The organism is Roseomonas marmotae (assembly GCF_017654485.1).
Lineage (GTDB): Bacteria > Pseudomonadota > Alphaproteobacteria > Acetobacterales > Acetobacteraceae > Pseudoroseomonas > Pseudoroseomonas marmotae.
In genome coordinates, this window is sequence record NZ_CP061091.1 from 2311660 (window position 1) to 2338653 (window position 26994).

General features: G+C 67.2%; 24 protein-coding genes and 2 tRNA genes. 18 read left to right on the forward strand and 8 right to left on the reverse strand.

Features of this window, described 5'->3' with window-relative positions; genetic code table 11:
- Nucleotides 1-21 precede the first annotated feature (21 nt).
- The 12 genes from IAI58_RS10945 to IAI58_RS11000 all read left to right on the forward strand — a co-directional run bounded on the left by IAI58_RS10945 (nt 22) and on the right by IAI58_RS11000 (nt 13187).
- Complete coding sequence (locus tag IAI58_RS10945) at nt 22-1623, forward strand: ABC transporter substrate-binding protein (protein WP_207446063.1); 1602 nt, start codon at nt 22-24, stop codon at nt 1621-1623.
- Nucleotides 1624-1633: 10 nt separating this feature from the next.
- The gene (locus IAI58_RS10950; protein WP_207446064.1) at nt 1634-2575 is read left to right on the forward strand and encodes an ABC transporter permease; all 942 of its coding nucleotides are present in this window, start codon (nt 1634-1636) and stop codon (nt 2573-2575) included.
- A complete protein-coding gene (locus tag IAI58_RS10955; RefSeq protein ID WP_207446065.1) occupies nt 2572-3486 on the forward strand; it encodes an ABC transporter permease in 915 nt (304 codons plus the stop codon). The genes IAI58_RS10950 and IAI58_RS10955 overlap by 4 nt, the downstream gene beginning before the upstream one ends.
- 4 nt (nt 3487-3490) lie before the next feature.
- The gene (locus IAI58_RS10960) at nt 3491-4480 is read left to right on the forward strand and encodes an ABC transporter ATP-binding protein (protein ID WP_207446066.1); all 990 of its coding nucleotides are present in this window, start codon (nt 3491-3493) and stop codon (nt 4478-4480) included.
- The gene (locus tag IAI58_RS10965; protein WP_207446067.1) at nt 4477-5547 is read left to right on the forward strand and encodes an ABC transporter ATP-binding protein; all 1071 of its coding nucleotides are present in this window, start codon (nt 4477-4479) and stop codon (nt 5545-5547) included. Before IAI58_RS10960 ends, IAI58_RS10965 begins: the two co-directional genes overlap by 4 nt.
- Nucleotides 5548-5738: 191 nt before the next feature.
- The gene (locus tag IAI58_RS10970; protein ID WP_207446068.1) at nt 5739-6242 is read left to right on the forward strand and encodes a (2Fe-2S)-binding protein; all 504 of its coding nucleotides are present in this window, start codon (nt 5739-5741) and stop codon (nt 6240-6242) included.
- Between the two features lie 18 nt (nt 6243-6260).
- Nucleotides 6261-7055 (forward strand): FAD binding domain-containing protein, encoded by a 795-nt coding sequence (locus tag IAI58_RS10975; RefSeq protein WP_207446069.1) that lies wholly within the window; start codon nt 6261-6263, stop codon nt 7053-7055.
- A gap of 190 nt (nt 7056-7245) precedes the next feature.
- A complete protein-coding gene (locus tag IAI58_RS10980) occupies nt 7246-8049 on the forward strand; it encodes a cold-shock protein (protein ID WP_237182310.1) in 804 nt (267 codons plus the stop codon).
- 144 nt (nt 8050-8193) lie between these two features.
- The gene (locus IAI58_RS10985; protein ID WP_237182311.1) at nt 8194-8868 is read left to right on the forward strand and encodes a GntR family transcriptional regulator; all 675 of its coding nucleotides are present in this window, start codon (nt 8194-8196) and stop codon (nt 8866-8868) included.
- Complete coding sequence (locus IAI58_RS10990; protein ID WP_237182312.1) at nt 8869-9390, forward strand: cysteine dioxygenase family protein; 522 nt, start codon at nt 8869-8871, stop codon at nt 9388-9390.
- A gap of 119 nt (nt 9391-9509) precedes the next feature.
- The gene (locus IAI58_RS10995) at nt 9510-10490 is read left to right on the forward strand and encodes an ATP-grasp domain-containing protein (RefSeq protein WP_207446072.1); all 981 of its coding nucleotides are present in this window, start codon (nt 9510-9512) and stop codon (nt 10488-10490) included.
- A 48-nt stretch (nt 10491-10538) separates the two neighbouring features.
- Nucleotides 10539-13187 (forward strand): bifunctional acetate--CoA ligase family protein/GNAT family N-acetyltransferase, encoded by a 2649-nt coding sequence (locus tag IAI58_RS11000; RefSeq protein WP_207446073.1) that lies wholly within the window; start codon nt 10539-10541, stop codon nt 13185-13187.
- Here IAI58_RS11000 and IAI58_RS11005 read toward each other — a convergent pair.
- A complete protein-coding gene (locus IAI58_RS11005) occupies nt 13184-14056 on the reverse strand; it encodes a helix-turn-helix domain-containing protein (RefSeq protein ID WP_207446074.1) in 873 nt (290 codons plus the stop codon). The genes IAI58_RS11000 and IAI58_RS11005 overlap by 4 nt on opposite strands.
- Nucleotides 14057-14215: 159 nt before the next feature.
- Nucleotides 14216-14995, reverse strand: coding sequence for a 2-oxo-tetronate isomerase (gene otnI / locus IAI58_RS11010; protein ID WP_207446075.1), 780 nt, complete (start codon nt 14993-14995; stop codon nt 14216-14218).
- 118 nt (nt 14996-15113) lie between these two features.
- On the opposite strand from otnI, the gene IAI58_RS11015 reads away from it, so the two are divergent.
- Nucleotides 15114-16190 carry an AI-2E family transporter gene (locus tag IAI58_RS11015; RefSeq protein WP_207446076.1) on the forward strand — a complete coding sequence of 359 codons (1077 nt, stop codon included), beginning with the start codon at nt 15114-15116 and terminating at the stop codon, nt 16188-16190.
- A 39-nt stretch (nt 16191-16229) separates the two neighbouring features.
- Here IAI58_RS11015 and IAI58_RS11020 read toward each other — a convergent pair whose 3' ends face one another.
- Entirely contained in the window at nt 16230-18011 is a 1782-nt protein-coding gene (locus IAI58_RS11020) for a gamma-glutamyltransferase family protein (RefSeq protein ID WP_207446077.1), read from the reverse strand.
- A gap of 97 nt (nt 18012-18108) precedes the next feature.
- On the opposite strand from IAI58_RS11020, the gene phnN reads away from it, so the two are divergent.
- Nucleotides 18109-18666, forward strand: coding sequence for a phosphonate metabolism protein/1,5-bisphosphokinase (PRPP-forming) PhnN (gene phnN, locus IAI58_RS11025; protein ID WP_207446078.1), 558 nt, complete (start codon nt 18109-18111; stop codon nt 18664-18666).
- Here phnN and IAI58_RS11030 read toward each other — a convergent pair.
- The 5 genes from IAI58_RS11030 to IAI58_RS11050 all read right to left on the reverse strand — a co-directional run bounded on the left by IAI58_RS11030 (nt 18663) and on the right by IAI58_RS11050 (nt 21445).
- Entirely contained in the window at nt 18663-19340 is a 678-nt protein-coding gene (locus tag IAI58_RS11030; RefSeq protein ID WP_237182841.1) for a DUF1045 domain-containing protein, read from the reverse strand. The genes phnN and IAI58_RS11030 overlap by 4 nt on opposite strands.
- A complete protein-coding gene (locus IAI58_RS11035) occupies nt 19337-20473 on the reverse strand; it encodes an alpha-D-ribose 1-methylphosphonate 5-triphosphate diphosphatase (protein WP_207446079.1) in 1137 nt (378 codons plus the stop codon). The genes IAI58_RS11030 and IAI58_RS11035 overlap by 4 nt, the downstream gene beginning before the upstream one ends.
- Complete coding sequence (locus IAI58_RS11040; RefSeq protein WP_207446080.1) at nt 20470-20745, reverse strand: phosphonate C-P lyase system PhnL family protein; 276 nt, start codon at nt 20743-20745, stop codon at nt 20470-20472. Before IAI58_RS11040 ends, IAI58_RS11035 begins: the two co-directional genes overlap by 4 nt.
- A 448-nt stretch (nt 20746-21193) precedes the next feature.
- Nucleotides 21194-21269, reverse strand: a tRNA-Asn gene (locus tag IAI58_RS11045).
- A 102-nt stretch (nt 21270-21371) separates the two neighbouring features.
- Nucleotides 21372-21445: transfer RNA gene (locus IAI58_RS11050), tRNA-Cys, on the reverse strand.
- Between the two features lie 158 nt (nt 21446-21603).
- Between IAI58_RS11050 and IAI58_RS11055 the strand changes: the two genes are divergently transcribed.
- From IAI58_RS11055 to IAI58_RS11070, 4 genes are all read left to right on the forward strand, one after another.
- Entirely contained in the window at nt 21604-22263 is a 660-nt protein-coding gene (locus tag IAI58_RS11055) for a protein-L-isoaspartate O-methyltransferase family protein (protein WP_207446081.1), read from the forward strand.
- Nucleotides 22264-22417: 154 nt separating this feature from the next.
- Complete coding sequence (locus IAI58_RS11060; RefSeq protein WP_237182842.1) at nt 22418-23749, forward strand: TolC family outer membrane protein; 1332 nt, start codon at nt 22418-22420, stop codon at nt 23747-23749.
- Between the two features lie 97 nt (nt 23750-23846).
- Nucleotides 23847-24239: a DUF2497 domain-containing protein gene (locus IAI58_RS11065; protein ID WP_207447375.1), complete on the forward strand. Its 393-nt coding sequence runs from the start codon at nt 23847-23849 to the stop codon at nt 24237-24239.
- Nucleotides 24240-24297: 58 nt separating this feature from the next.
- Nucleotides 24298-26988, forward strand: a complete 2691-nt coding sequence (locus IAI58_RS11070; protein WP_207447384.1) for a valine--tRNA ligase — start codon at nt 24298-24300, stop codon at nt 26986-26988.
- Nucleotides 26989-26994: the final 6 nt, after the last annotated feature.

The following is a 26994-nucleotide window of genomic DNA, read 5'->3' on the forward strand; positions in this document are numbered from 1 at the left end:
TTCGGCAGGGAGCGTACGACCATGGAGAGAAGGACTTTTCTCAAGGCGGCAGTCATTGGCGGGGTGGCGGCATCGGCGGGGGGTGTCGCGATGCCGGCCCTGTCGCAAGGCGCCGCGGCGCGGACGCTCCGCTTCGTGCCTCAGGCCAACCTGGCCAATTTCGATCCGATCTGGGGCACGCAGTATGTGGTGCGGAATGCCTCACTGCTGGTCTGGGACACGCTCTACGGTGTCGACGCCAATATCGTGCCCCAGCGGCAGATGGTGGAATCCGAGGAAGTCTCGGCCGACGGCCTCACCTGGGTCTTCAGGCTGCGCCCCGGCCTGAAGTTCCACGACAATACACCTGTGCTGGCGAAGGATGTTGTCGCCAGCCTGACCCGCTGGGCGGTGCGGGATCCCATGGGGCAGATGATCCGCAGCCTGCAGAACGAATTGGTCGCGGTCAATGACACCACATTCCGCTGGTCGCTGAAGGCGCCTTATCCGAAGCTTCTGCTCGCACTGGGCAAGAACAACGCGCCTTGTGCCTTCATTATGCCGGAGCGGATCGCCCGCACCGATCCTTTCCAGCAGATCACGGAGTATGTGGGTTCCGGACCTTTCCGCTTCGTGCGGGAAGAATGGGTGCCCGGGGCCAAGGCCGTCTTCGCCAAATTCGACGGATACGTGCCGCGCGACGAGGCGCCGAGCTGGCTGGCAGGCGGCAAGCGCGTCATGGTGGACCGGGTGGAATGGATGATCATGCCCGACCCTGCCACAGCCTCCGCCGCCCTGCAGAACGGCGAGGTGGACTGGTGGGAGAACCCCATCGCCGACCTGGTTCCGATGCTCCGTGCGAACCGCAACATCGAGGTGGACATCGCCGACCCTCTCGGGAATGTCGGCAGCTTCCGGATGAACCACCTCCATCCGCCCTTCAATGACCCGCGCGCCCGCCGTGCCGTCCTGATGGCGCTGGATCAGGAGGACTACATGCGGGCGCTGGTCGGTGACGATGAGAGGCTCTGGAAGGTGATGGGCGGGTTCTTCACGCCCAATACCCCTCTCTACAGCGAAGCCGGCGGCGAGATCCTGAAGGGCCGCCGCGACATCGATGGCGCCAGGAGGCTGGTGCGCGAAGCAGGCTACGACGGCCAGCCCATCACCATCCTGGTGGCGCAGGATCAGCCGATCACCAAGGCCTTTGGCGATGTCAGTGCCGACCTGCTGAAGCGTATCGGCATGACGGTGGATTTCGTGGCAACCGACTGGGGCACGGTCGGCGCCCGCCGCGCCGTCAAGTCTCCGCCGTCCCAGGGGGGGTGGCATATCTTCCACACCTGGCACGCCGGGGCCGATTGCATCAATCCCGCCCCCTACACAGCCCTGCGCGCCAATGGCGAGAATGCCTGGTTCGGCTGGCCCAAGAGCGATGCCGTCGAGGCTGCGCGGGACGCATGGTTCGCAGCCGAAGATCTGCCGGCCGAGCGGGCGGCGGTGGATAAAATGAACGCTGCGGCGGCAGATTTCGGACTTTTTGCGCCGACGGGATTCTTCTTGTCGTATCAGGCATGGCGTAAGAACATATCTGGTGTGGTAAAAGCGCCGGCGCCTTTCTTCTGGGGCGTCTCCAAAACCTGATCGGATCCTCATGCTCGCCTATATCATCCGACGTATTCTGGCGACGATCCCAGTCATGGCGATCGTCGCGCTCTTTGTGTTCAGCTTGCTCTATCTGGCGCCAGGCGACCCTGCGGCAGTGATCGCCGGTGACCAGGCGACGCCCGCGGATGTCGAGCGTATCCGGGCAAGCCTCGGCCTGGACCGTCCCTTCCTTGTGCGCTTTGGCGAATGGTCCTGGCGGATCCTGCAAGGCGACCTCGGCCTGTCGATCTTCACCAACCTGCCGGTGACGCGGATGATCGCGCAGCGGATCGAGCCCACCCTGTCGCTGATGGTCGTGACGCTCATCCTGGCCGTGGGCATCGCCGTGCCGATGGGCGTGTTGGCGGCCTGGAAGTCGGGCTCCTGGCTGGACCGCCTGGTCATGGGCTTTGCCGTCCTCGGCTTCTCCGTGCCGGTCTTCGTGGTAGGCTATCTGCTCGCATATATCTTTGCGCTCCAACTGGACTGGCTGCCGGTGCAGGGATACACGCCCATCTCCAACGGCGTTTGGCCGTGGCTGCAGAATCTGATTCTGCCGGCTGTGGCACTCGGCGGCGTCTATATCGCGCTGATCGCCCGCATTACCCGCGCGACCATGCTGGAAATCCTGCAGCAGGACTATATCCGCACGGCCCGCGCCAAGGGCGCCGGGCAGCGCACCATCCTCTTCCTGCATGCGCTGAAGAATGCCGCGGTGCCCATCGTCACGGTCATCGGCATCGGCGTGGCGCTGCTGATCGGTGGTGCGGTGGTGACCGAGAGCGTCTTCGCCATCCCCGGCCTGGGCCGGCTGACGGTGGACGCCATCCTGCGGCGGGACTATCCGGTCATCCAGGGCGTGATCCTGCTGTTCAGCTTCGTTTATGTGCTGGTCAATCTGCTGATTGACCTGAGCTACACTCTGTTCGACCCGAGGATCCGGTATTGAGCACCAGCGCCCTTCCTCCCGGGGGAATCCCCGCGGCCGCCCCAGAACTGCCGGACATCCTGCCCGATCGCCGTGCGCGAAAGGGTGCCATCGGCTTCCTGATGCGCTACCCGACCATCGCCATCGGTGGCTTTTTGCTGCTGCTGATGGTGGCCGTCGCCATCTTCGCCCCCTACCTCTGGACCAAGGACCCCACGGCCCTGGCGCCGGCGATGCGTACGCGCGATCCCTCCGGGCGCTGGTGGTTCGGCACGGACATGCTGGGGCGTGACGTCTATTCCCGCGTCCTCTACGGCGCCCGCGTCTCGCTCACCGTGGGCTTCGGTGTCGCCATCGCGTCCTCTATCGTGGGGCTGGCGATCGGGCTGGTGGCCGGCTTCATCCGCGTGGCTGACAGCATCATCATGCGGATCATGGACGGGCTGATGTCCATCCCGTCCATCCTGCTGGCCATCGCGCTGATGGCACTGACGCGGGGCTCGGTCGGCAATGTTATCCTCGCCATCACGGTGGCTGAGATTCCACGCGTGTCCCGCCTTGTCCGTGGCGTCGTGCTGAGCCTGAGGGAGCAGCCTTATGTGGAGGCCGCCGTCGCCTCCGGCACCCGCACGCCCGTTATCATCTGGCGGCACATCCTGCCCAATACCCTGGCGCCGATGACGGTGCAGGCAACCTATATCTGCGCCAGCGCCATGATCGCCGAAGCCATCCTGAGCTTCATCGGCGCGGGCACGCCGCCGATCATCCCCTCCTGGGGCAATATCATGGCCGAGGGCCGGGCCCTTTGGCAGGTGAAGCCGTATATCGTCTTCTTCCCCGCCATCTTCCTTTCCATCACCGTGCTGGCGGTGAACCTGCTGGGCGATGGCCTGCGGGATTCGCTCGACCCGCGCCTTGCCAAGCGGGTGTGATCTGATGGCTCTGCTCGAAGTCGAAAACCTCCAGACCCATTTCGCGACCGCCGACGGTGTGAACCGTGCGGTGGATGGCCTCTCCTTCTCCGTGGAGGCGGGGGAGACGGTCGCCATCGTCGGTGAGTCCGGCTGCGGCAAATCCGTCACCTCCATGTCCATCCTGCGGCTGATCCCGGAGCCGCCGGGCAAAATCGCCGGCTCCATCCGCTTCAATGGCAAGGACCTGCTGAAGCTCTCAGAGCGCGAGATGCGCGCCATCCGCGGCAACGAGATCAGCATGATCTTCCAGGAGCCGATGACCTCGCTGAACCCGGTGCTGTCCGTCGCCCAGCAGATCGGTGAGGCACTGCGCCTGCACCAGGGGTTGAACAAGCGGGAAGCTGAGGCAAGGGCGGTGGAGATGCTGCGCCTCGTCGGCATCCCCGCGCCCGAGAAGCGTGTGAAGGACTACCCGCACCAGCTCTCCGGCGGCATGCGGCAGCGCGTGATGATCGCCATCGCCCTGGCCTGCAACCCGAAGCTGCTCATCGCGGATGAGCCGACGACCGCGCTCGACGTGACGATCCAGGCGCAGATCCTCGACCTGATGCGCGATCTGAAGCGTCGTGTCGGTGCGGCCATCGTCCTGATCACCCATGATCTCGGCGTGGTGGCCGAGGTCGCGGAGCGGGTGATCGTGATGTATGCCGGCCGCAAGGTGGAGGAGGCGCCGGTTCGCGAACTCTTCAGCAATCCCAAGCACCCCTATACCCGCGGCTTGCTGGGCGCGGTGCCGAAGCTTGGCTCGTCACTGGATGGGGAGAGCACGCGCCTCGCTGAGATCCCGGGCCTGGTGCCGAGCCTCAAGAAGCGCATCCAGGGCTGCGTCTTCGCCAGCCGCTGCTCGCAATCGACCGAACTGTGCCTGGAAATCGCGCCGGCACTGGAGGAAAAGGCGCCTCGCCATACGGCCGCCTGCCATTACGCGGTAAAGGAGACCGTCGCGGCATGAGCACGAGCGCGACCATCGATCGTCCCGCCGAAGGCCATTCTGCCCAGGCCGGGCGGCCGCTTCTTGAGGTCAACGACCTCAAGAAGCATTTCCCGATCAAGGCCGGCTTCTTCGGAGGCACCACCGGCTATGTCTATGCGGTGGACGGCGTTTCATTCCACGTTGACAAGGGCGAAACACTTTCGCTGGTGGGTGAATCGGGCTGCGGCAAATCGACCGTCGGCAAGACCATCCTGCGCCTCTACAACCCCACGGGGGGACAGGTGGTGCTGGACGGGCAGCGCATCGACGACCTTTCCAATAGCGCTCTGCGCCCTGTCCGCCGCCGCATCGGGGTGGTGTTCCAGGACCCCTTCAGCAGCCTGAACCCGCGCATGCGCGTGCGGGACCTGCTGGCCGAGCCTATCCGCAACTACGGCCTGGCGAAGAACTCCGCCGATCTGGATGAGCGGCTGGGCAAGCTGATGGACACCGTGCGGTTGCCGCGCGACGCGGTGAGCCGCTTTCCGCACGAATTCTCCGGCGGGCAGCGGCAGCGCATCTGCATCGCACGCGCTCTGGCAGGGGAGCCCGAACTCATCATCTGCGATGAGGCGGTCTCCGCCCTCGACGTTTCGGTCAAGGCGCAGATCGTCAATCTGCTGCAGGATCTGCAGCGGGAACTGGGGCTGGCGCTTCTCTTCATCAGCCATGACCTCGCCATCGTCGAGCATATGACCCACCGCGTGGCGGTGATGTACCTCGGTAAGATCGTGGAGATCGCACCGAAGCGCAGCCTCTTCGCCGCACCCAAGCATCCGTATACCGAGGCGCTGCTTTCGGCGGTGCCGGTGCCGGAGCCCGGCGCGGCGCGCGAACGCATCATCCTGAAGGGTGATGTACCGAGTCCAATCCGGCCGCCCAGTGGGTGCCGGTTCCATACCCGCTGCCCCTATGCCTTCGACCGCTGCAAGTCCGATGAGCCGCGGCTGCAGCAGACGGTCACGGGCCATTGGGCCGCCTGCCACCTGCATGATCTGCCGGAGAGCCAGAACCCGCTGGCGCGCAACGCACCTCAGTATTCCTGAGTTGTGGAGGGAAGGGGCTTCGGCCCCTTCTCTTGGCCTTCTTCTTGAGAACGCATCGCAATCGCAAATACTTCGGGAGATTAAAGGAAGTTCCGGCCGCAGGCCCGACTTGACGGCTAGCATAGGCTTGGATGAGGCTTGCTGCCTCAAGTCGCCGCGCGTCGCGGCGTATTCGCTTCGGAGGATGTGCCATGCCGCAGGTCACCCTGACCGTAAACGGCCAGACCCATAAGGTCGAGGTCGAGGGCCGCACGCTGCTCGTCGAGTTGCTGCGGGAGAAGCTGCGCCTGACCGGAACCCATGTCGGCTGTGATACCAGCCAGTGTGGCGCCTGCGTGGTCCATATCGATGGCGACAGCGTGAAGGCCTGCACGATCCTGGCGGTCCAGGCGGAAGGTGCGGCGATCACGACCATCGAGGGGCTGGCCCAACCGGACGGTACCCTGCACCCGATGCAGGAGGCCTTCCGCGAATATCATGCGTTGCAGTGCGGCTTCTGCACGCCAGGCATGGTGATGAGCGCCATCGACCTGGTGCAGAAGAACCCCCAGGGCCTGACGGAACACGAGATCCGGGAGGGGCTGGACGGCAATATCTGCCGCTGCACCGGCTACCATAACATCGTCAAGGCCATCGGGGCCGCGGCGGAAGTGATGCATGGCAAGCGCGCCGAACTGGCGCCGGCTGCTGGCTGACGGACAGGAGCGCGCAACATGTATGATTTCGAATATCACCGGCCCACAAGTGTCGCCGACGCGGTGAAGATCCTGGCGGCGGACCCTGATGCCAAGCCGATCTCCGGCGGCATGACGCTGCTGCCGGCGCTGAAGCACCGCCTCAATAAGCCGAGCGCCCTCGTTGACCTGGGGGGCATCGCGGAGCTGCGGGGCGTGAAGCGGGAAGGGGATGCGGTGGACATCGGCGCGATGGCCACGCATTACGAGGTTGCTACCGACCCGCTTGTGACGGAAGGCATCCCAGCGCTGGCAAGAATGGCCGCGACCATCGGCGATACGCAGGTGCGTAACCGCGGGACCCTTGGCGGCAGCCTGGCCAACAACGATCCGGCGGCGGATTACCCGGCTGCAGCCCTGGCGCTGGGCGCGACCTTCATCACCAATCGCCGCAGCATTCCCGCCGATGACTTCTTCCTGGGCATGTTCACGACGGCGCTGGAGCCGGACGAGCTGCTGGTGGCCGTGTCTTTCCCGATCCCTCGGAAAGCCGGCTACGCGAAGCTGCGAAACCCTGCCAGCCGGTACTCCATGGCGGGTGTTTTCGTGGCGGACGGAGCGATGGGCGTGCGCGTCGGTGTGAATGGCGCCGGCCCCTGCGCCTTCCGTCAGACCGAGATGGAAGCAGCCTTGTCCGCCAACTGGTCGGCCGCAGCACTGGATGGTGTGAAGCAGTCGCCGAACGATCTGAACAGCGATATCCACGGCAGCGCCGAGTACCGCGCACATCTCGTGGGCGTCATGGCGAAGCGCGCCCTGGCCGACGCTGGCTAAGCCCCGGACAGCCAAGCTGAAGACGGGGAGGCGAGGCCTCCCCGCTGCTGGCGCGAGGGGCTGAAAAACGAGTTGAGTGACGGGAATCCTATCGATTCGGCTGGCATTCAGCCCCGTGTGGTGCAAGGATGATGGTGCCGGTCCTGCATCCCGTCGGGCCGTGTGCTTTTTACGGATACGAGACGAAGTGTTGCCGGACAACGATTCGCAGGGTGGCACCGGGCCGATTGAGGCCGAGGTGAAGTGGTACAATGGTCGGAAGGGATTCGGCTTTGTGCTGGGCCCTGATGGCCAGGATGTGTTCTTCCACGCATCGGCACTGACCGAAGCAGGAATTGAACCCCCTGAGACCGGCGACAAGCTGGTCTGCGAGATTGGCTCGGATCGGCAGGGCCGCCGGCTGGTCATCAAGATCTTTGAGCGTAAGCTTGGCCCGGGCGGCGGCGACCGTCCGCCGCGCCGTGACTTCGGTGGCGACCGGTTCGGTGACCGCCCGCCGCGCCGCGATTTCGGTGGCGACCGCCCACCGCGCCGTGACTTCGGTGCCGGTGGCTTCTCCGGTGGCTTCGGCGATCGTCCGCCGCCGCGCCGCGACTTTGGTGGTGGCGACCGCTTCGGTGGTGGTGGCTTCGGCGATCGTCCGCCGCCGCGCCGCGATTTCGGTGGTGGCGACCGCTTCGGTGGCCCCGGTGGTGGTGACCGCTTCGGCAGCCCCGGTGGCTTCGGCGCGCCGCGCGCCTTCGGCGACCGCCCGCGCCGTGACTTCGGCCGTGATGAGGGTGGCCCGACCTACTCGGTCAACGGCACGGTCAAGTGGTTCGACCAGGTGCGGGGCTTTGGCTTCGTGACGCCGGATGATGGTGGACAGGACGTGTTCCTGCATTCCTCCGTGCTGCAGCGCGCCGGTAAGCAGGAAGTGCAGCAGGGCGAGAAGGTGGCCCTTGAGGTCAAGGACGGTCAGCGTGGCCGTCAGGCCGTGGTGATGAAGGACTAACCTTCACACTTCGTGAATGGTTTTGAGAGCCCCCGGCGCCTTTGGCGCCGGGGGTTTTCTTTTGGGTATTTGGTTACGCTTGCGGCGTGAGCCGCAGCCCAATAGTATCTGACATGTCAGAGATAGGTCAGAACGATGTCATTGATGAGCCTCGCGGAGGCGCCTCCTTCATTGACGGAGCAGGCCGCCGCCCAGTTGCGCCGGGAGATCCTGAGTACAAGGCGGGCGCCGGGCGAAACGCTGAGCGAAGCCACGCTCGCCCAGCAACTGGGTCTCGGGAAGGCGCCGGTGCGGGCAGCGCTGGCGCGCCTGGCGGAGGAAGGCCTGGTGCAGGCGGTGCCACGTCGCGGCTGGACAGTCTCCCTTGTCACCATCCGCGATATTCATGAAGTCTTTGGACTGCGCCTTTTGTTGGAGCCGGAGGCCGCGCGGCTCGCTGCCGGGCGGGTGGATGCCGAGTTGCTGCGGCGGCTCGATGCGATTTGTGCCTGTGGCTACCAGCCGGATGATGAGGACAGCACTTACGCTTTTCTCGCGGCGAACAAGGCCTTCCATGTCGCGCTGGCCGAACTCTCCGGCAATGGCCGCCTGGCGAGGCAGATCGACCGCTTGCTGGATGAGAGCACGCGCATGCTGACCCTGGGCCTGCGGCGCCGGGACCGAACCGGAGAAATGGCGCATGAGCACCACAGCCTGATCGAAGCCTTGGCCCTTGGCCATGCGGATGACGCCGCAGCCATTATGCAGGAGCAGGTGGCTGCTTCGCGCGCCATGGTGCTCACGGCGCTGACGGCGCCCGATGCCAGGACGGCGGTATAGATGATGAACAGCCTCGCCCCGTCCACCCCCGGCCTCTCGGCGATGTTGAATGATATTGAGGATGCCGTGACTGCCGGTGGCCATGACCGCCCCAGGCGCATTGCCGCTGCCTTGCAACCTTATCTGGGACGTCCAGACCTGCTGCCGCTGGAAGTCCGCCGAAGCTGCCCACAGGGATATATCCGGCATCTGCTGCACGCGAACCCGAAGCAGCATTACGCCGTGGTCGCCCTGGTCTGGCGCCCCGGACAGATGAGCCCGGTCCATGCACACCTGACTTGGTGTGCACTAGGGGTGCATCACGGTGTACTTACGGAGGGATTCTACGAACCTCCAGAGGGGAATGAGCTGCCCCGGCACAAGGAATGCCGGCTGCAGCCTGTCGGCTCCACCTCTCACGGCCCGGCTGATCTCCATCTCATTCACCGCCTCGCCAACCTGGGAAGCAGCGAAGCCATCTCCATTCATGTCTACGGCGCGGATTTTGACCGCTTCGGTCAGGAGGTGAATCACATATTTTAGCGAACAGAAATGGGATATATCTCGGACACGTTCTTTTCCACTCGAAATTACCGCGCATTACGTTATATCCGACGTGACGCGCGGCGATGCCAGTGCATCTGGCTGGAAAAGGAAGTGCCATGAGCAAGGTCCATGTGATCCACGAGAATCCGGCCTGGCTGCCGCCACTGGCGGAAGCCTTTGACCGCATCCGCCTTCCCTGGGCGGAACTCGATCTTTCCCGTGGCGTATTCGATCTCTCCGCGGTGCCGCCGGAAGGCGTCTACTACAACCGGATGAGTGCGTCGTCTCATACGCGTGGCCATCGTTATTCCGCTGAACTCACAGCGGCTGTGCTGGCTTGGTTGACGCGGCATGGCCGCCGTGTCGTGAACGGGCCTGCCGCGCTGGACCTGGAGATCAGCAAGGTCCGCCAGTATGCCGCTCTGGAAGCAGCAGGGGTGACCGTGCCGCGCACCGTGCTGGTGCAGGATGACACCGCCGCCCTTATTGAAGCCGCGCACCGTCACTTCGGTGGCGGCCCGGTCATCCTGAAGCCCAATCGCGGCGGTAAGGGGCTCGGCGTCCGGTTCTTCGGCTCGCCCCAGGCGCTGGCCGATCAGCTGGATACGCTGCCGGCCGATGAAGCGCCGGTGGATGGCATCTGGCTGCTGCAGGAATACATCCGCGCGCCGCGTCCGGTGATCACTCGCGCCGAATTCGTGGGCGGCCGTTTCGTCTATGCCGTGGAAGTCGATACCACCGCGGGCTTCGAACTCTGCCCGGCCGATGTCTGCGCGATTGGTGATGCTGTCTGCCCCGTCGGCACGCAGGTCACGGCGCCCGCGCCGCGCTTCAGCATTCTGCCGGGCGGTATCGATGCCGGTCTTCGCGGTCTGCTTGAGAACTTCCTCTCCCGCAGCGGCATCGACGTCGCGGGCATCGAATTCATCCAGGATGAGGCCGGGCGCGTGCTGGTCTACGACGTCAATACCAACACCAACTACAATGCCGCGGCGGAGGAGGTCGCAGGGGTGGCGGGGACGCCCCGATCCGGCCCTGGCGCGTTGGCTGATTTCCTGGCCAGCGAACTGACAGGCGCGCAGCGGCTGGCTGCCTGACGACCAACAGTTGCGGGTGAGGGCAGGGGCGCGGCATCCTCTGATGCCATGACCCTGCCGATCCCGATCTCCCAGCCACAACGCAGGTTCCGCGCGGCGTCCCTGTTCCGTCCGCGCTCCGTGGTGTTGCTGGGCGACGCGGCTTTGGACGAGACGGCCATTCTCGCCCGCAATCTCGCGGCTGGCGGATTTCAGGGCCAGCTTTACAGCGTTGGTTGCCAGCAGCATGGCCTGGTCCCGGCCTCAGGCATCGAGGAACTGCCGGAGGCACCGGATCTGGCGGTCCTCTGCCTGCCACCTGCCGAACAAAAGGCCGCCATGACGGCCCTGGCTTCGAAAGGTTGCTTCGCGGCGATCGTGCCGGTCGCCTCTCCCGATCTCGCGGCAGTCTCTGCCGCCACCGGGGTTCACGCCTTCGGCGCCCATAGCTTCGGCCTGTGCCTGCCTTCCATCGGGCTGAACGCCAGCCTCTCCCATCTTCAGCCCCAGCCAGGGCGGCTGGCGCTGCTGTGTCAGTCGGGGGCCATGGCCCGTACGATCATCGACTGGGCGGCGGGCGAGAATCTGGGCTTCAGCCATATCGTCGGCATCGGCACCAATCAGGGTGCCGGCTTCGCCATGGTGCTGGACTGGCTGGCGCGGGATGCCCTGGCCGGGGCTGTGCTGCTGGATATCCGCCGTATCAAGAACCGCCGCATGTTCATCTCGGCGGCGCGCGCGGCGGCGCGCACCCGTGCGGTCGTCGCTATCAGGCCAGGCGGCCGGCAGAGCGATGCCACCGGCACCAGCGACGCGGTGATGGAGGCGGCGCTGCGCCGTGCCGGCGTATTGCGCGTCAGTGGCCTGGAAGATCTTCTGGCGGCCGCCGAGACCCTGGCGCGGACACGGCCTGCCCGTCGCGCCGGGCCCGACGCCATGGCAGGCGACCGCATCGCCATCGTCTCCAACGCGCAGGGGCCGGCGCAGCTGGCGGCGGATGCGGTGGTGGCAGGCGGCGCCCGGCTGGCACGCTGGAATGAGGCCGCGGACAGGGCCTTGTCCCTGGCTCTGCCGGATGCGAGCGGGACCAATCCCCTGCTGTTGCCGTCCGGCCAGAGCCATCGCCTCGCCGAAGCTGCCTCCATGCTGGCGGCCCTGCAGGAGGTGGATGCCGTCGTCGCCATCCATTCACCCTCGGCGCATGACGATAACGGGGTGGCGGCGGCTGCCATGGCTGCTGCCGCCAAGGCGACCCGTGGGGCGCCTGTTCTGGTCAGCTGGCTTGGCCAGGCCAGTGCCGGTCCTGCACGGCATAAGCTGGGGCAGGCCGGGGTAGCGGTCTTCGCATCACCGGAAGCCGCCGTGCGTGGGGCGCTGCACCTCGCGATGGACCGGCGAAACCGTGCCGCTGCCGCCGAGCTGCCGCCCAGCAGCGTGTTGCGCCTGACCCCGGACCGCGCGGTGGTGCGGCGGGTGCTGGATCTTGCCCGCGCCGAGGGGCGGCTGAGCCTGACCGAGCAGGAATCGCTTTCCATCCTCGCGGCCTATGGCCAACCGGTGGCGCCCGGAGAGACGGCAGCCGATCCGGCTGAAGCCGCGAGAGTGGCGGAGAGGATCGGCTTTCCTGTGGTGCTGAAGCTCTCCAGCCCCGATCTGCCGCGCAAGACGGATGTCGGTGGGGTGGTTCTGAACCTACCGGATGCCAGGGCGGTACGTCAGGCGGCAGCCGGGATGCTGGAGCGGGTGCGGCGGGACTTCCCGGCGACCCATGTGCAGGGCTTCCTGGTGCAACCCATGCTCGGCCTCGGCATGCCGAAGGCCCATGAGTTGCGGCTGAGGCTGGGCGACGACGCGATGTTCGGTCCCTGGATCGGCTTTGGGCGCGGCGGCACCACCTCCGATTTCGAACCCGATGTCGCCTTTGACCTGCCGCCGCTGAACCGCATCCTGGCGCTGGCGATGATCCGCCGCACCCGGGGCGTCCGCCTGCTTGAGGGCTTTCGCGATCTGGCAGCGGTCGATCTCGAAAGGGTGGTGGATACCCTGGTCCGGCTCTCACAGATCGCCGTCGATTTTCCCGAGATCGAGGACCTGATCATCAACCCGCTGATGGCAAGGGGCGATGAAGTCGTGGTGTTGGATGCCTCGCTCCGCCTGCGGCCGGGAAGGGAGGGTTCTTTCCTCGCGATTCCACCTTATCCGGCCGAAATGACCCATGGCTGGACGACGCGGGAGGGGCAGAAGCTGACGATCCGCCCGATCAGGCCTGAGGATGCGGCGGCTCAGGCCGAAGCCTTCAGCCAGCTGACACCGGAGGATGTCCGCTGGCGCTTCTTCACGCAGTTGCGCGCATTGCCGCCGGAGCAGATCGTGCGGATGACGCATATCGACTACGATCGCGAGATGGCCCTCGTCGCCGTCGAGCAGCGGGAGGATGGGGGCGAGCACATCGTCTGCACCGCGCGCCTGATCCGCGAGCCCGGCAGCGACAGGGGGGAATTTGCCGTCGTGACCCTGCCGGGCTGGAAGGGACAGGGGCTCGCCCGCCACCTGATGGAAAGCCTTTTTGACTGGGCGAGGGGGCAGGGACTGCATGCGGTTATCGGACAGATCCTGTCCGATAACCGGCCGATGATCGGCTTTGCGCGCGCACTGGGCTTCAGCCTGCGCCGTTCCCCCGATGACGAGGAGGTCATGGAGGCGCAGCTGCTGCTTTAATGCGCGGTTTCGCGAAGCAGATCCCGTACGCGGCTGGCTGCGGCAGCACCCTTCAGCGCATCCCGCCAGGCAGCCTCGGCCACGCGCTGGTGCGCGGCCACGGCTTCATCCGCCGCGGTGATGCTGCCCACGCCGATTCCACCCCCCGCCGTCATTTCGGGCGCGAAGGGGCTGGTGCAGACATGCGCGCGCTCCCGCCCCCGGAGCACCAGGAAATTGCCAGCCGGTTCGGAGGACAGCAGGCCGAGCTGCAAGCCGATTGGTACGCTTTCCATCAGCACGGCGATGCTTTCCGCCTCTGCCCGCGCGGCCAGGCGGCAACGGTTACGGGTGCGCTCGGATGAGCCCAGGCCTGCGGCCACACCTTCCGTCAACATGCGCCGCAGCGCCGCTTCGGACAGCATGGCGATGATGTTGGCGCGGCGTGTCTGATGCAGCTTCTTTCTGGCCGCCAGAAGGCCCATGGCCTGATCGGCCGCGGCGCGGGCGGCAATCCGCTCCTGCGCCTGATCCGCGGCTTCTGCCCAGGCTTCCGCGAGCGCGCCGTCAAAGGCTTCCGTGCTGGTCTGGTAGCAGATGGCGCCGCCGACCTGCAGGATTTGGTCGGCCTGCTCCTCCACCTGCCGCAGCCGCTCCTGAAAGGCGAGCGGCCGGGAGAAATATTCAACGCCGATCCCAAGGAGCGACAGGGGAGAGATCTTGAGAAGCTCCGCCAGCCGCCGGATCGTGTCCAGCTTGATGACTTCGCCCTTCTCGTAGCGATAAAGGGCCGCGCGAGAAACGCCGAGGCGTGCGGCGATTTCTTCCGCGCGCATCCCGGACTCAAGGCGGTAAGCCCGCAACTGCTGACCGATATCAGCGAAACGCATGTTACCTCTCGGCCGTGGTAGGGGCTGAACGCCGCAGGAGAAGTGTCTCGTGAATCAGACACGGACTGAAAAATGGGCTCACGGGCCGAGAAAGGCAACACACGATCGTGTTGTCCAATCTCCGGTGAAGATCGCGCTTCTGGCGCTCCCGCCTGTGGTTCAGTTCCGGTAGGGGGCGAACCAGCCAAGGCCCGCCACCGTCTCCCCCGCCGGGCGATACTCGCAGCCGATCCATCCCCGATAGCCCAGTGCATCGATCCGGCTGAATACGAAAGGCCATTTCACCTCGCCCGTGCCAGGTTCATTGCGGCCCGGCACATCCGCGACCTGCATATGCGTGATGATCGGCAGGTGCTTTTCCACACGCTTCACGATGTCCCCCTCTGTCACCTGGCAGTGGTAGAGGTCGAATTGCAGCCCGAGCCGTTCCGGCCCGACCGCCGCGATGATGGCCGCGGCCTGATCTGTGGTGTTGAGGAAGATGCCAGGGATGTCGCGGTGGTTGATGGGCTCGATCAGGGGCTTCACGCCGGCTTTCGCGCATTCCTCCGCGGCCCAGGCCAGGTTGGCGGCGTAGGTGCCTGTCAGCGTGTCCCGGGCCACGCCCGCTGGGGCCAGGCCCGCCATCAGATGGAGCCTTGGGCAGGAGAGGGTGGCAGCATATTCCAGCGCCTTCAGTACACCGTCTCTGAACTCCTGCTGGCGCCCCGGCAGGCACGCGGTGCCGCGCTCCCCGCGCTCAGGGTCTCCCGGCGGCGCGTTGAACAGCACCTGGGACAAGCCCTCATCCGCCAGCCGCCGGGCGATCTCGGCAGCCGGGAACTCATAGGGAAAGAGGAACTCCACCGCCGCGAAGCCGGCCGCGCGGGCGGCGGCGAAGCGGCTCAGGAAGGGCAGCTCCTGGAACATCATTGACAGGTTGGCGGCGAAACGCGGCATGCTTCCTCTCCTCAGGGCCTGGCGGCGGGAGCCGCATCCACTGGCAGGCTAGACACGCCTTCTGGAACAGCAAAGCCCGGTGCTGGCGGAGGAAAGGCGGCTCGGGCAAGCTACCGCGATGAGCCCCTCCTCGCACCCGGACGATCATTCGCTACGGCCCGCGCGCCTGCTCGGCCTCGCCGCGCTGGCGGCGCTGATGGTCGGCTGCCTGCTCGTGCTGCGCCCCTTCATCTCGGCGCTGCTCTGGGCGGCCATCCTGTCCTACTGCACTTGGCCGCTCTGCCGGATGCTGCGGGAGAGAGTCGGCCTCTCACCCACCCTCGCGGCGCTGGTCATGGTCATGGCCGAAATGCTGCTGGTCGGCCTGCCCATTCTCTTCGCCACGCCAACCCGGGCTGAGGATATCGAGGGACTACGCAGTTCGGTGGAAGGCTTCCTGGCCGGGGGCATGCCGGGCATCGGCGATAAGCTGGCCTATATCCCGCTGATCGGCGGCTTCCTGCAGGATCGCTGGACGGCGCTGCAACTCGATTTCTCACCCCTGACGAATCTGCTGCGGCCTTACGCGGGAATCATCGCGCAGAATCTGCTGGGCTTCCTGCTCGCGGTGCTTTCCGGGCTGGCGGAACTGGTCGTCGCCATCCTGCTTTCCTTCTTCTTCTACCGGGACGGCCCCGGCATGGCGCGGGTGCTGGATTCGCTGGTGGGGCGGATCGCGGGCCAGCAGGCAAAGCGGCTGGTGCAGCTGACGGCGGCGGTCACGGTCGGCGTGGTCTATGGCCTGCTGGGAACCGCTGTCGCCCAGGGCGTGCTGACGGCGCTGGGCCTCTGGGTGGCGGGCGTGCCGCAGCCGGTGCTCTTCGGCGTGCTGGCGGGGATCGTTTCCATCCTTCCGGTGGGCGCGCCCGTGGTCTGGTTGCCCGCGGCGCTCTGGCTGCTGTTCCAGGGCTCGACCTTCTGGGGCATCGCCCTGTTGCTCTACGGCGCGCTGGGTATCAGCAGCGTGGACAATGTCATCCGTCCCTGGCTGATCAGCCGTGGCGCCGACCTGCCGCTGCTGCTGACCATCCTGGGTGCCCTGGGCGGGGTTTTCGCCTTTGGCTTCCTGGGTCTTTTCCTGGGGCCGGTGCTTCTCGCAGTCGGCTTCACCCTCCTCCGCGACTGGGCGGAGGAGGAGCCGCCGATCCTGCGCTGATCCCGTGGCGGGCCTGGCCTTGACCAGGCCCGCCCGGCATCACCGCCCGACGGCGTAGCCCTGCATCCCGCGCGGGTTGGCGCCGGCGAAGATCTGCCCATCCGGCTCCTGCCGCGCGGCAGAAAGGCGGCCCTCGGACCAGTCGCCGCCAAGCTCGGCCTTGTGGCCGCGCGCCAGCATGGCCTCCAGCACCGATTTGCCGAGGCGGCCTTCCAGCACCGCCTTGCCCGGCCGCGCCACGCGGGGCCAGAAGGAGGAAGGCCAGTGCTCGCTATGGAAGGCGGGCGCATCGATCGCCTGCTGGATGTTCAGCCCGTGGTCGAGCATGCGCGCGATCATGATCGGCTGCCACTGGTCCTGCTGCTCTCCGCCCGGGGTGCCGAAGGCCATCCAGGGCTTGCCGTCGCGCAGGGCCATGCCGGGAGAGAGCGTGGTGCGCGGCCGCTTGCCCGGCTTCAGGCCATTGGGCAGCGACTCGTCCAGCCAGAACATCTGCCCACGGGTGCCCAGGGCGAAGCCGAGTTCCGGAATGGCCGGCGAGGATTGCAGCCAGCCACCGGAGGGCGTGGCCGAGACCATGTTGCCCCAGCAGTCGATGACATCGACATGGCAGGTATCGGCACCGGAGACGCCCAGGCGGGAGACGGTCGGCTCGCCCGCGCCGGCGGCGCCGAGCATGGAAAGCCGCTCCTCCGCCGCATGGTCCACCCAGGGGGTGCGCCCGTTCACGCTGCCGGGGCGCAGTTCCATCGAAGCCTGCGGGCCGATCAGCTTGCGCCGCTCGATGTTGTAGGCCTCGGAGAGCAGCGCCTCCATCGGCACATCCACGAAGTCCGGGTCACCGTAGAATGCCTCGCGGTCCGCGAAGCCGAGCTTCATGGCCTCGATGACGGTGTGGACGAATTCATCGCCCACCGGGTCCATGGCGGCGATGTCGAAGCCGGCCAGGATGGCCATCGTCTGCAACATGGCCGGGCCCTGGCTCCAGGGGCCGCATTTCAGCAGGGTCGTGCCGCGATAGTCATAGGACAGCGGCGCCTCGACCGGCGCCTGCCAGCGCGCCATGTCCTCGCCCGTCAGCACGCCACGATGGCGGCGGCCGGAGGCATCCATCACCTCATTCTCACGGCAGAAGCGGTCGATCGCCTCGGCCACGAAGCCCTGGTACCAGGCGCGGCGGGCGGCATCGATCTGCGCCACGCGGTCGGAGCCGGCGGCGGCGGCTTCCTTCAGCACGCGGCTATAGGTGGCGCCGAGCGTCGGATTGGCCCAGAGGGCGCCCGGCTTCGGCCCGCCATCGCGCAGCCAGAGCGCGGCCGAGCTCTTCCACTCCTCCTCGAAGAGCGGCTTCACGGTCTGGATCGTGGCGCAGATGCGCGGGACGTAATGGATGCCGCGCTCCGCATAGCCGATGGCGAAGGAGAGCACATCCGCCAGCGTCCAGGTGCCCCAGTCCCGCAGCATCGTGGCCCAGGCATCGAAGGCGCCCGGCACCATGGCGGCCAGCAGGCCTGTGCCGGGAATCAGGTCCAGCCCGAGTTCGCCCTTCACCTTCGCCACGCTCAGCCCGGCCGGAGCCACGCCCTGGCCACAGATGACCTTCTGCTGCCCGGTCCTGGCATCGTGGATGATGATCGGGCAGTCGCCCAGGGGGCCGTTCAGGTGTGGCTCCGCCACCTGCAGGGTGAAGCCGGCGGCGGCGGCGGCGTCGAAGGCGTTGCCCCCGCGTTCCAGCACGGCCATGCCGACCTGACTGGCGATCCAGTGGGTGCTGCCGACGGCGCCGAAAGTGCCGGCGATTTCAGGGCGAGTGGTGAACATTCGGTTGCTCCAGGCGAAGGGCGGGCAAAATACGCCTTAGCGGCTTGCGTCATTTCCTCTGCGCGCGGAAAAGCGGGTGGTCAATCGAGGGATGGCGATGCCCGGCTGGCTGGTGACGGTCGTAGGCCCTTCAGGGGCCGGAAAAGACACCCTTCTGGGCGCTGCCCGCGCCGAGCTGAAGGGGGACTCGCGCTTCGTCTTCGCCCGCCGCGCCATCACCCGCCCGGCCGAGTCCAGCCACCATGCCGGCACCGAGGACCACCTGCCGATGAGCGAGGCGGAATTCGCCGCCGCGCGGGACCGGGGCGTCTTCGCGCTGCATTGGCAGGCGCATGGGCTGCGATATGGAGTTCCCCGGGGCATCGAGGCCGACCTCGACGCGGGGCGGGTCGTGATCGCGAATCTCTCCCGTGCCGTATTGGCGGAGGCGCATGCGCGCTACCGGCTGCGGGTGATCCTGGTAACTGCGCCGCCGGCGGTGCTGGCGCAGCGCCTCTCCGGGCGCGGGCGAGAGACGGCGGAGGAAATCATCGAGCGCCTGTCCCGCTCGGCCGAGTTGCCGCCGGGGCTGGATGTCGTGCGGATCACCAATGACTCGACACCGGAGGAAGGCGCGGCGCGGCTGTTGCAGGTGCTCCGCGCCGTCGCCGGTTAACAGCCCAGCGGCAGCCGCTCCGCGATCAGGAAGGGCGCGCCCGGCTCCGCTTGGGTGAAGAGGCAGAGTTCCCGCACCATCCGCGGCTTGTCCGCCGCCGCGGAGACGGCTTCCCGCACCGCCGGCATCATGATGTCCTTCTCCCGCTCCGAAAGCCTGCGCGAGAGCGTCAGGTGGAAGCGCCATTCCGAGAAAACGTAGGGATATCCCCAGCGGTCCAGCATCTCCCGCTGCCGCGCGGTCATGCGCTCCGGGCGCCTGCGGGCGATCTCAGCCTCGGTGGCCGGTGCGCGATGCGCATCCAGCGCCGTGACGCAGGCATCGGCGAAGGTATGCAGGGCCGGGCAGGGCACGCTTTCCCGTAAGGCCAGGAAGCCTGTCAGGTCGGCCACCTCGAGCGGCGGAAGCTCGAAGGGTGCCGTCGCGGCCGCCAGTTTCTCCGCCGTCGCACGTGCCGCCGCATAGGAGGTGAGGAGGTGGAAAGGCGGTTTCAGCGTGGCATGGAAGCCGTAGCGGCGCGCATCGGCCGTCAACTCGGCGATATTGAGGCCGGGCAGGGCGGGCTGCGGCAAGGCCGCGCCTGTCTCCGCATCGCGCCCCAGCCAGCGGGAGGCTGCCTCATGCAGCGGGTCGGCCAGCTCAGGCGCCCAGTAGAGGGCGAGGCGCGCCGTCACGCCACGCGCTCTCCGGCGCGCCAGACGGCACGGACGACGGGCATCTGGCCCAGGGGGCGGATGCGAACCAGATCGGCCCGGCGGCCAACCTCGATGCGCCCGCGATCCTCCATCTTCAGCATGCGCGCCGGTGTGGCGGTGATGGTGGCCACCGCCGCCGGAAGAGAGATGCCGGTGTCGGCCGCGGCGCGCCAGGCGGCCTCAATCATGGCCGGCGGCACATAGTCGCTGGCGAGAACATCGACCAGCCCGGACCGAACCAGATCCACCACCGCGACATTGCCCGAATGGCTTCCGCCACGCACCAGGTTGGGGGCGCCGCCGATGATCTGCATGCCATGCCGGCGCGCCGCCTCCGCCGCCATCAACGACACCGGGAATTCCGAGATCATGATGCCCTCGGCTGCATTCTCGGCGATCTCGTCCTCCCGCCAGTCGTCATGGCTGGCCAGTGGCAGGTTGCGGTGGGCGATTCGTTCGAGCAGCGCGCGGCGCTGCGGGCCGCGCAGGCGCTCCCGCTGGGTCAACAGCTTGTCGATCCGCTTCTCGACCTCAGGCAGCGGCATGGAGCGGGCGCGCATCTTGCGGTATCGCTCGATATCCACGTACTGGCCAACGCCGGGCGAATGGTCCATCAGGCTGACCATACGCACCGCCGGGTGGTCGGCCACCGTCTCCAGCAAAGGCAGCAGGTCGGCAGCCGGAAGTTCGCAGCGCAGATGAAGGAAGTGCTCGCTCTTCAGCAGCCCGGTCGGGGCAAGCGCATCCAGATCCTTCACGCCGTTCAGGAAGGTTTCCGTCCGCTCCGCATCGAAGCCGAGGTCGCCAAGACAGAGCGCGTCCAGCACCGTGGTCACGCCCGCCGCCGCCGTCTGCGCGTCATGCGCCAGAAAGGCCGAGCGGGAGGGCCACCGCGCCGTGGCACGCGGCTGTACCTGTCGCTCCAGGTTATCGGTATGGACGTCGATGACGCCGGGGATGAGATGGTCCCCGTCCAGGTCGATGGCACCCGGAGCATGGCTGCGACCAGGCTGCAGATCCGCGATCCGGCCCTCCCGCAGCACCAGAGTACCGGGCTGCATCGTGTCCGGAAGGACCAGCAGGGCATTGGTCAGGATGGTCTCAGTGGTCATGCGGCGTCCTGAATGGGCAAAGCTTCGAAAAGGCAGTCGGCGGCGCGGTTCCGCGCGTCCAGATCGCGGAAGGTGCCGATGATGGCGGCCTTGCCCCCGGCGATCAACGTGATCGCCACCTTGCGGTCGGCGTCGTCAAGACTGGCGGTTGGCTCATCCAGCAGCAGGATGGGGTAGCCGGGAGCGAAGCCATGGGCAAGATTCACCCGCCGCCGCTCATCGGCGGAGATGGTGGCGGGCGGCAGGTTCAGGCGCGTCGGCCTCTCCGCCATCCATTCCCGCGAGGCCTCGGCTGCCCTTGGCCATCAGAGGCTCCGACACGACACCCATCCGCCCGATACGGGAATGGCGCGCCGGACTGCGAGACATGATGCCGGGCCCGCCGCCGGATTTCCTGCACCAGTCGCTTGGCGGTCCTTGTGAGACCTATAGGCTGGCCCTGGTGAAGCAGGTGGACATGCCCGGGCCCGGCGCCGTAGCTGCCGCAGAGACAGGGCGCATGAGCATGAAATGGGATGACCGGCGCCACCGACTCGCCCGGGCAAGGCGGAGAAGCCTGCCCCCGCCGGAACCGTGACACGCATGCCGTCCTGAAGGTGGAGGCAGAAGCTCCCGCCAAGAGCGCCCGGCCCGAGCGGGACGGTTGAAGAACGACCCACCTGGATGGCGCGACCCAAAGAAAAACCCCGGGATGCCGAAGCATCCCGGGGTCTTCTTGATTGGCTCCCCGAGTTGGACTCGAACCAACGACCTAGCGATTAACAGTCGCGTGCTCTACCAGCTGAGCTATCGGGGATCAGCTTGTGTGCGGCGCTATAGCGGGGCATTTCGTGGCCTGCAAGAGGCATTTGAAATCATTTTCGCCGTAACGCCGTAGTCTTAGTCTTTAGTCATAGTTTGGAGGCCTGAGCGGGAATCGAACCCACATTCACGGATTTGCAGTCCGTTGCATCACCATTCTGCCATCAGGCCGCGAGGGGGTGTATCGGGTGCCGGAGGCGCAGGGTCAAGAGGGGGAGTGCCAATCCGATCCGATGTCCGGGCCTCCGGCTTGGCCCTAGGGCGAGGGGCCTCTATAAACGCGCGACGCGTGGTGGACGGTCCGCGCGAAGGACGAGGATGAGCGGCTGATGAACTTCGCCGATGCGCGCAAGTGGATGGTGGACGGGCAGGTCAGGCCCAACAAGGTGACCGACCCGCGGATCATCGAAGCCATGCTGGAGCTGCCGCGTCATCTCTTCGTGCCGCAGAGCTGCGTTGCCCGCGCGCATGCCGATGAGGACGTGCCGCTCGGTAACGGCCGCGTGCTGATGCAGCCGATGATGCTGGCGCGACTGGTGCAACTGGCCGATGTACGGGCGGGTGAGACGGCGCTCGTTCTCGGCGCCGGCACGGGCTACGGCGCGGCATTGCTGGCCCGCCTCGGTGCACGTGTGACAGCGGTGGAAGACGACGCCGATCTGCTGAAGATCGGCCGTCACGCGCTGGCGGAGGCTGGCGTGGTGGCGCCAGGCTCGCTGCAGCTCGTGGAGGCCGCGCCGGCCAGCGGCGGACCCGCCGGGCCTTTCGATGTCGTGCTGCTGGAGGGTGAGGTATCCGTCATCCCCACCAGCATCTCCGACCGTTTGGCCGAGGGCGGGCGCCTGGTCACTGTCTATCGCCATCCCGGCCGCGCCGGTGCCGCTGTCATCGGCCGCCGCATCGGCGGCGCGTTCAGCGTGACGGAAGCTTTCGATTGCACCACGGCGCCGCTCCCCGGCTTCTCGCAGGAGCCGAGCTTCGTCTTCTGAGCCACGAGGGCGCCTTCCATGCCGGACTCCAGGACGCTGGCCGGACCGGGCGGCCTCGTCTAATCTCGGCCCGCCCGGGCAGCCCCCGGCATTAGCGGGGAGGGAGACGATGTCGATGAGGCATCTGTTATCGGCGTCGGTGATGCTGTGCGTGATGTTTGGGGGTGTGGCGCGGGGCCAGACGCTGGAGGAGGCGCTGAGCCGGGCCTATGCGAACAACCCGACCTTGCAGTCGGCGCGGGCGCAGCTGCGGGTGGTGGATGAGAATGTGCCGCTGGCGCTGTCGGGATGGCGCCCGAGCGTGACGGTTGCCGGCAGTGCCGGCTACAACCAGGGCACGGCGCGCTCGCGCGGCATCTATGCGGACACGGACCGGCCGATCGGCTCGGTGCAGGCGACGGTGTCGCAGCCCTTGTATAGCGGCGGGCGGACGGCGGCGGGGACGCGGCGGGCGGAGCAGCAGGTGCTGGCGCAGCGGGCGCGGCTGCTGGCGACGGAGCAGCAGGTGCTGTCGGACGTGGTCTCGGCCTATGTGGCGGTGATCCGCGACCAGGAGACGCTGCGGCTGAACGTCAACAACGTGCAGGTGCTGCAGCGTCAGCTGGACGCGACGAACGAGCGCTTCCGGGTGGGCGAGATCACCCGCACGGATGTGGCGCAGGCGGAGAGCCGGCTGGCGGGGGCGCGGGCGTCGCGGGCGAATGCGGAGGGGACGCTGCAGACCAGCCGGGCGACCTTCGCGCGGCTGGTGGGAGTGGCGCCGGAGCGGCTGGTGGCGCCGCAGCCGCTGCGCGCGCCGGTGACGACGGCGCAGCAGGCGGTGGAGATGGCCTCGGTGAACGCGCCGGGGGTGGTGGCGGCGCTGTTCGACGAGGCGGCGGCGCGGGAGGCGATCGACGTGCAGGCGGCGGCGCTGCTGCCGCAGGTGTCGCTGCAGGCGCAGACCTTCCGCTCGGACAATGCGCAGCAGCCGCATACGCGGGCGACGGGCGAGCAGATCACGGCGACGCTGTCGGTGCCGCTGTATCAGGGCGGCGCCGAGTATGCGGCGGTGCGGCAGGCGCGGCAGCAGGCGCAGCAGGCGCGGCAGGTGGTCGATGACCAGCGGCGCGCCGCGATGCAGCAGGCGGCGCAGGCCTGGGAGACGCTGACGGCGGCGCGGGCGCAGGTGGAGAGCGTGCGCGCGCAGATCCGCGCCGCCGAGATCGCGCTGGACGGGGTGCAGCGCGAGGCAGTGGTGGGCAGCCGCACCACGCTCGACGTGCTGAACGCCGAGCAGGAGCTGCTGAACGCGCGGGTGAGCCTGGTGCAGGCGCTGGCGAATGTGGTGAACAACAGCTACAGCCTGGCCGGCGCCGTCGGCCGCCTCACCGCCCGCGACCTCGCCCTCCCCGTGCCCCTCTACGACATGGAAGCCTACTACCGCACCGTCCGATCCAAGTGGTTCGGCACCGGAGACTATGCTGGCGCGGGAGCGCCTCGCTGAGATGACCTCTCACGCTTCCGGCGGCCCTGATCCCTCCATGGCGGATATCCTGGCGTCGATTCGGGATATCCTCAATGAAGATGAGAAGGAACCTCAGTTGGCCAAGCCGCTCGAGCTGACCGAAGCCATGCTGGTCGCGCGCCCCCAACCGCCGGAGCCGGAAGCGCAGCTCCGCGCGGAGCCGGGACCGGCGCCTGCCGCGCCCGAGGCTCCACCTGCGCCGGCCGTCGAGGAACCTGCAGCGCGGCCCGTGCCGTTGCTGGCCCCTGCTGTCGCCGCCGCGACCGCGGCGGCGCTGGGCGAGCTGGCCAAGGCGGTTTCGGGCAACCGGTCCGCACCGGTCAGCCGGGGCGGCGCGAGTATCGAGGATGTGGTGCGGGAGGAACTCCGCCCCCTGCTGAAAGCCTGGCTGGACCAGCATCTGCCAGCGATGGTGGAGCATATCGTGAAGGCCGAGATTGCCCGCCTGATGGGGCAGGGCGAGCGCTAGGGCAGCGGAATCGCTGTCGCCTCTTGACGTTATGACGCCGCCCCCTCAAGCGTTCGCCATGCTCGACAAGACCCTCTCGCCCGCCAGCTTCGAACAACGCATCTATGAAGGGTGGGAGGCCGCCGGAAGCTTCGGCGCCCGGCCCGACAGTGCTGCCGAACCCTTCACCATCATGATCCCGCCGCCCAACGTCACGGGCAGCCTGCATATCGGCCATGCGCTGACCTTCACGATCCAGGACACGCTGGTCCGCTGGCGCCGCATGCAGGGCCGGGACGCCCTGTGGCAGCCCGGCACGGATCATGCCGGTATCGCCACCCAGATGGTCGTGGAGCGCCTGCTGGCGGCCGAGGGCATCGACCGGCGCGAAATCGGGCGCGAGAAGTTCCTGGAACATGTCTGGGAATGGAAGGCGCAGTCCGGCGGCAGTATCACCCGCCAGCTTCGCCGCCTCGGCGCCAGCCTGGACTGGCCGCGCGAGCGCTTCACCATGGATGCCGGCCTGTCCGAGGCCGTGCGGGAAGTCTTCGTCACCCTGCACGAGCAGGGGCTGATCTACCGGGACCGCCGCCTGGTGAACTGGGATCCGAAGTTCCAGACCGCCATCTCCGACCTCGAGGTCGAGAGCAAGGAGATGAAGGGCAGCCTCTGGCACCTGCGCTACCCCGTGGAGGGGGAGGCGGGGCGCTTCCTCGTGGTCGCCACCACGCGCCCGGAAACCATGCTGGGCGATACCGCGGTCGCCGTGCATCCGGAGGATGAGCGTTTCAGCGACCTTATCGGCAAGCACGTCATTCTGCCGCTGACGGGACGGCGCGTCCCGGTGGTGGCCGATGCCTATTCGGACCCCGAGAAGGGGTCGGGTGCCGTGAAGATCACGCCGGCACATGATTTCAACGACTTTGAGGTCGGCAAGCGGCATGGCCTCGATATGCCTTCCGTGCTGGACGCCCATGGTGCCATCTGGCTGGATGAGATCGAGGCCGATCTGAAGGCGGTCGAAGGCATCGCCGACCCGGCCTTTGTGCGCTCCCTGGCCGGGCAGGACCGCTTCGCCGCCCGGAAAGCGATCATCGCCGAACTGGAGCGGCTGGAGCTGCTGGAGAAGACCGAGCCGCACAATAACGCGGTGCCGCATGGCGACCGCTCGGGCGTGCCGATCGAGCCACGGCTGACCATGCAGTGGTATTGCGACGCCGCGACCCTGGCCAAGCCGGCCATCGAGGCGGTGGAGACCGGTCGTACCCAGTTCGTGCCGAAGCATTTCGAGAACGTGTTCTTCTCCTGGATGCGCGACATCCAGCCCTGGTGCATCAGCCGCCAGCTCTGGTGGGGCCATCAGATCCCCGCCTGGTACGCGCCCGATGGCGGCGTCTTCGTCGCCCGCACGGAGGAGGAGGCGCTGGCCCAGGCCCGCGCCAAGCTGGGCGAGAATGTCACGCTGAAGCGGGACGAGGATGTGCTGGACACCTGGTTCAGCTCCGCCCTCTGGCCCTTCTCCACCCTCGGCTGGCCGCAGAAGACGCCGGAGCTGGAGAAGTATTACCCCGGCGACGTGCTGGTGACGGGTTGGGACATCATCTTCTTCTGGGTCGCCCGGATGATGATGATGGGCCACCACTTCATGGGCGATGTCCCCTTCAAGACCGTCTACATCCATGGCCTCGTCCGGGACGAGAAGGGCCAGAAGATGTCGAAGTCGAAGGGCAACGTCATCGACCCGCTGGAACTGGTCGACAGCTTCGGCGCGGATGCGCTGCGTTTCACCATCGCCTCCCTGGCTACGCCGGGGCGCGACGTGAAGCTGGGCCGCAAGCGGGTGGAGGACTACCGCAGCTTCGGCACCAAGCTCTGGAACGCCGCCCGCTTCTGCGAGATGAACGGCATCGCGCCCGACGCCGCCTTCGACCCCTCAGCCGTGCAGACCCCGCTGGCGCGCTGGATCCTGGACGCGGCCAACGGCGCGATCGCCGAAGCGACGGCCGCCCTCGAAGCCTACCGGATGGATGATTACGCATCCGCCTGCTACCGCTTCGTCTGGAACAGCTTCTGCGACTGGTTCCTGGAATTCGCCAAGCCGGCGCTGAACGGGCCGGATGGGGCGGAGAAGACGGAAGTGAAGGGGGCAGCACAGCATGTCCTCGGCACCATTCTGCGCCTGCTGCACCCCGTCATGCCCTATGTGACGGAGGAACTCTGGGACCGCTTCGGCTACGGCCCTGAATTCAGCCTGATCGGTACTGCCTGGCCCACTCCGGTCGTGGTGCCGGGCGCTGAGGAAGCGCGGGCGGAACTCGACTGGCTCGTGCGGCTGGTCACGGAGGTGCGCGGCGTGCGCTCCGAGATGAATGTACCGCCCTCCGTCATGGTGCCGCTGCTCTTTTCCGGCGCGACGCCTGAGACAATGGCGCGGGCCGGGCGCTGGATTGATGCCATCCGCCGTCTGGGCCGCGCGACGGAGGTGCTGCCGCTGGAGGGTACGCCCCCCAAGGGTGCCCAGGTCGTGGTGGACGAGGCAACGGTGCTGCTGCCGCTGGCCGAGGTGATCGACCTAGAGGCCGAGCGGGTGCGCCTGGAGAAGGACAAGGCCAAGGCCGAGGCGGAAGCCGCCAAGGTCGAGGCCAAGCTCGCGAATCCCGACTTCGTCTCCCGTGCCAAGCCGGAGGTGGTGGAGGAGAACCGGGAGCGTCTCGCGGCGCTTCAGGCGGAGATCGCGAGGCTCGCCGCGGCGATCTCCCGTATCGGCTGAGACCAG

Coding starts and splice junctions, on each gene's coding strand:
- IAI58_RS11055 (WP_207446081.1), top strand. CDS start 21,604: ATGAACTTCGCCGATGCGCGCAAGTGGATGGTGGACGGGCAGGTCAGG.
- IAI58_RS10960 (WP_207446066.1), top strand. CDS start 3,491: ATGGCTCTGCTCGAAGTCGAAAACCTCCAGACCCATTTCGCGACCGCC.
- IAI58_RS10985 (WP_237182311.1), top strand. CDS start 8,194: ATGAGCCTCGCGGAGGCGCCTCCTTCATTGACGGAGCAGGCCGCCGCC.
- IAI58_RS10965 (WP_207446067.1), top strand. CDS start 4,477: ATGAGCACGAGCGCGACCATCGATCGTCCCGCCGAAGGCCATTCTGCC.
- IAI58_RS11020 (WP_207446077.1), bottom strand. CDS start 18,011: ATGTTCACCACTCGCCCTGAAATCGCCGGCACTTTCGGCGCCGTCGGC.
- otnI (WP_207446075.1), bottom strand. CDS start 14,995: ATGCCGCGTTTCGCCGCCAACCTGTCAATGATGTTCCAGGAGCTGCCC.
- IAI58_RS11035 (WP_207446079.1), bottom strand. CDS start 20,473: ATGACCACTGAGACCATCCTGACCAATGCCCTGCTGGTCCTTCCGGAC.
- IAI58_RS11005 (WP_207446074.1), bottom strand. CDS start 14,056: ATGCGTTTCGCTGATATCGGTCAGCAGTTGCGGGCTTACCGCCTTGAG.
- IAI58_RS10970 (WP_207446068.1), top strand. CDS start 5,739: ATGCCGCAGGTCACCCTGACCGTAAACGGCCAGACCCATAAGGTCGAG.
- IAI58_RS10945 (WP_207446063.1), top strand. CDS start 22: ATGGAGAGAAGGACTTTTCTCAAGGCGGCAGTCATTGGCGGGGTGGCG.
- phnN (WP_207446078.1), top strand. CDS start 18,109: ATGCCCGGCTGGCTGGTGACGGTCGTAGGCCCTTCAGGGGCCGGAAAA.
- IAI58_RS11015 (WP_207446076.1), top strand. CDS start 15,114: ATGAGCCCCTCCTCGCACCCGGACGATCATTCGCTACGGCCCGCGCGC.
- IAI58_RS10975 (WP_207446069.1), top strand. CDS start 6,261: ATGTATGATTTCGAATATCACCGGCCCACAAGTGTCGCCGACGCGGTG.
- IAI58_RS10950 (WP_207446064.1), top strand. CDS start 1,634: ATGCTCGCCTATATCATCCGACGTATTCTGGCGACGATCCCAGTCATG.
- IAI58_RS10995 (WP_207446072.1), top strand. CDS start 9,510: ATGAGCAAGGTCCATGTGATCCACGAGAATCCGGCCTGGCTGCCGCCA.
- IAI58_RS11000 (WP_207446073.1), top strand. CDS start 10,539: ATGACCCTGCCGATCCCGATCTCCCAGCCACAACGCAGGTTCCGCGCG.
- IAI58_RS11060 (WP_237182842.1), top strand. CDS start 22,418: ATGTTTGGGGGTGTGGCGCGGGGCCAGACGCTGGAGGAGGCGCTGAGC.
- IAI58_RS10990 (WP_237182312.1), top strand. CDS start 8,869: ATGATGAACAGCCTCGCCCCGTCCACCCCCGGCCTCTCGGCGATGTTG.
- IAI58_RS11040 (WP_207446080.1), bottom strand. CDS start 20,745: ATGGCGGAGAGGCCGACGCGCCTGAACCTGCCGCCCGCCACCATCTCC.
- IAI58_RS11070 (WP_207447384.1), top strand. CDS start 24,298: ATGCTCGACAAGACCCTCTCGCCCGCCAGCTTCGAACAACGCATCTAT.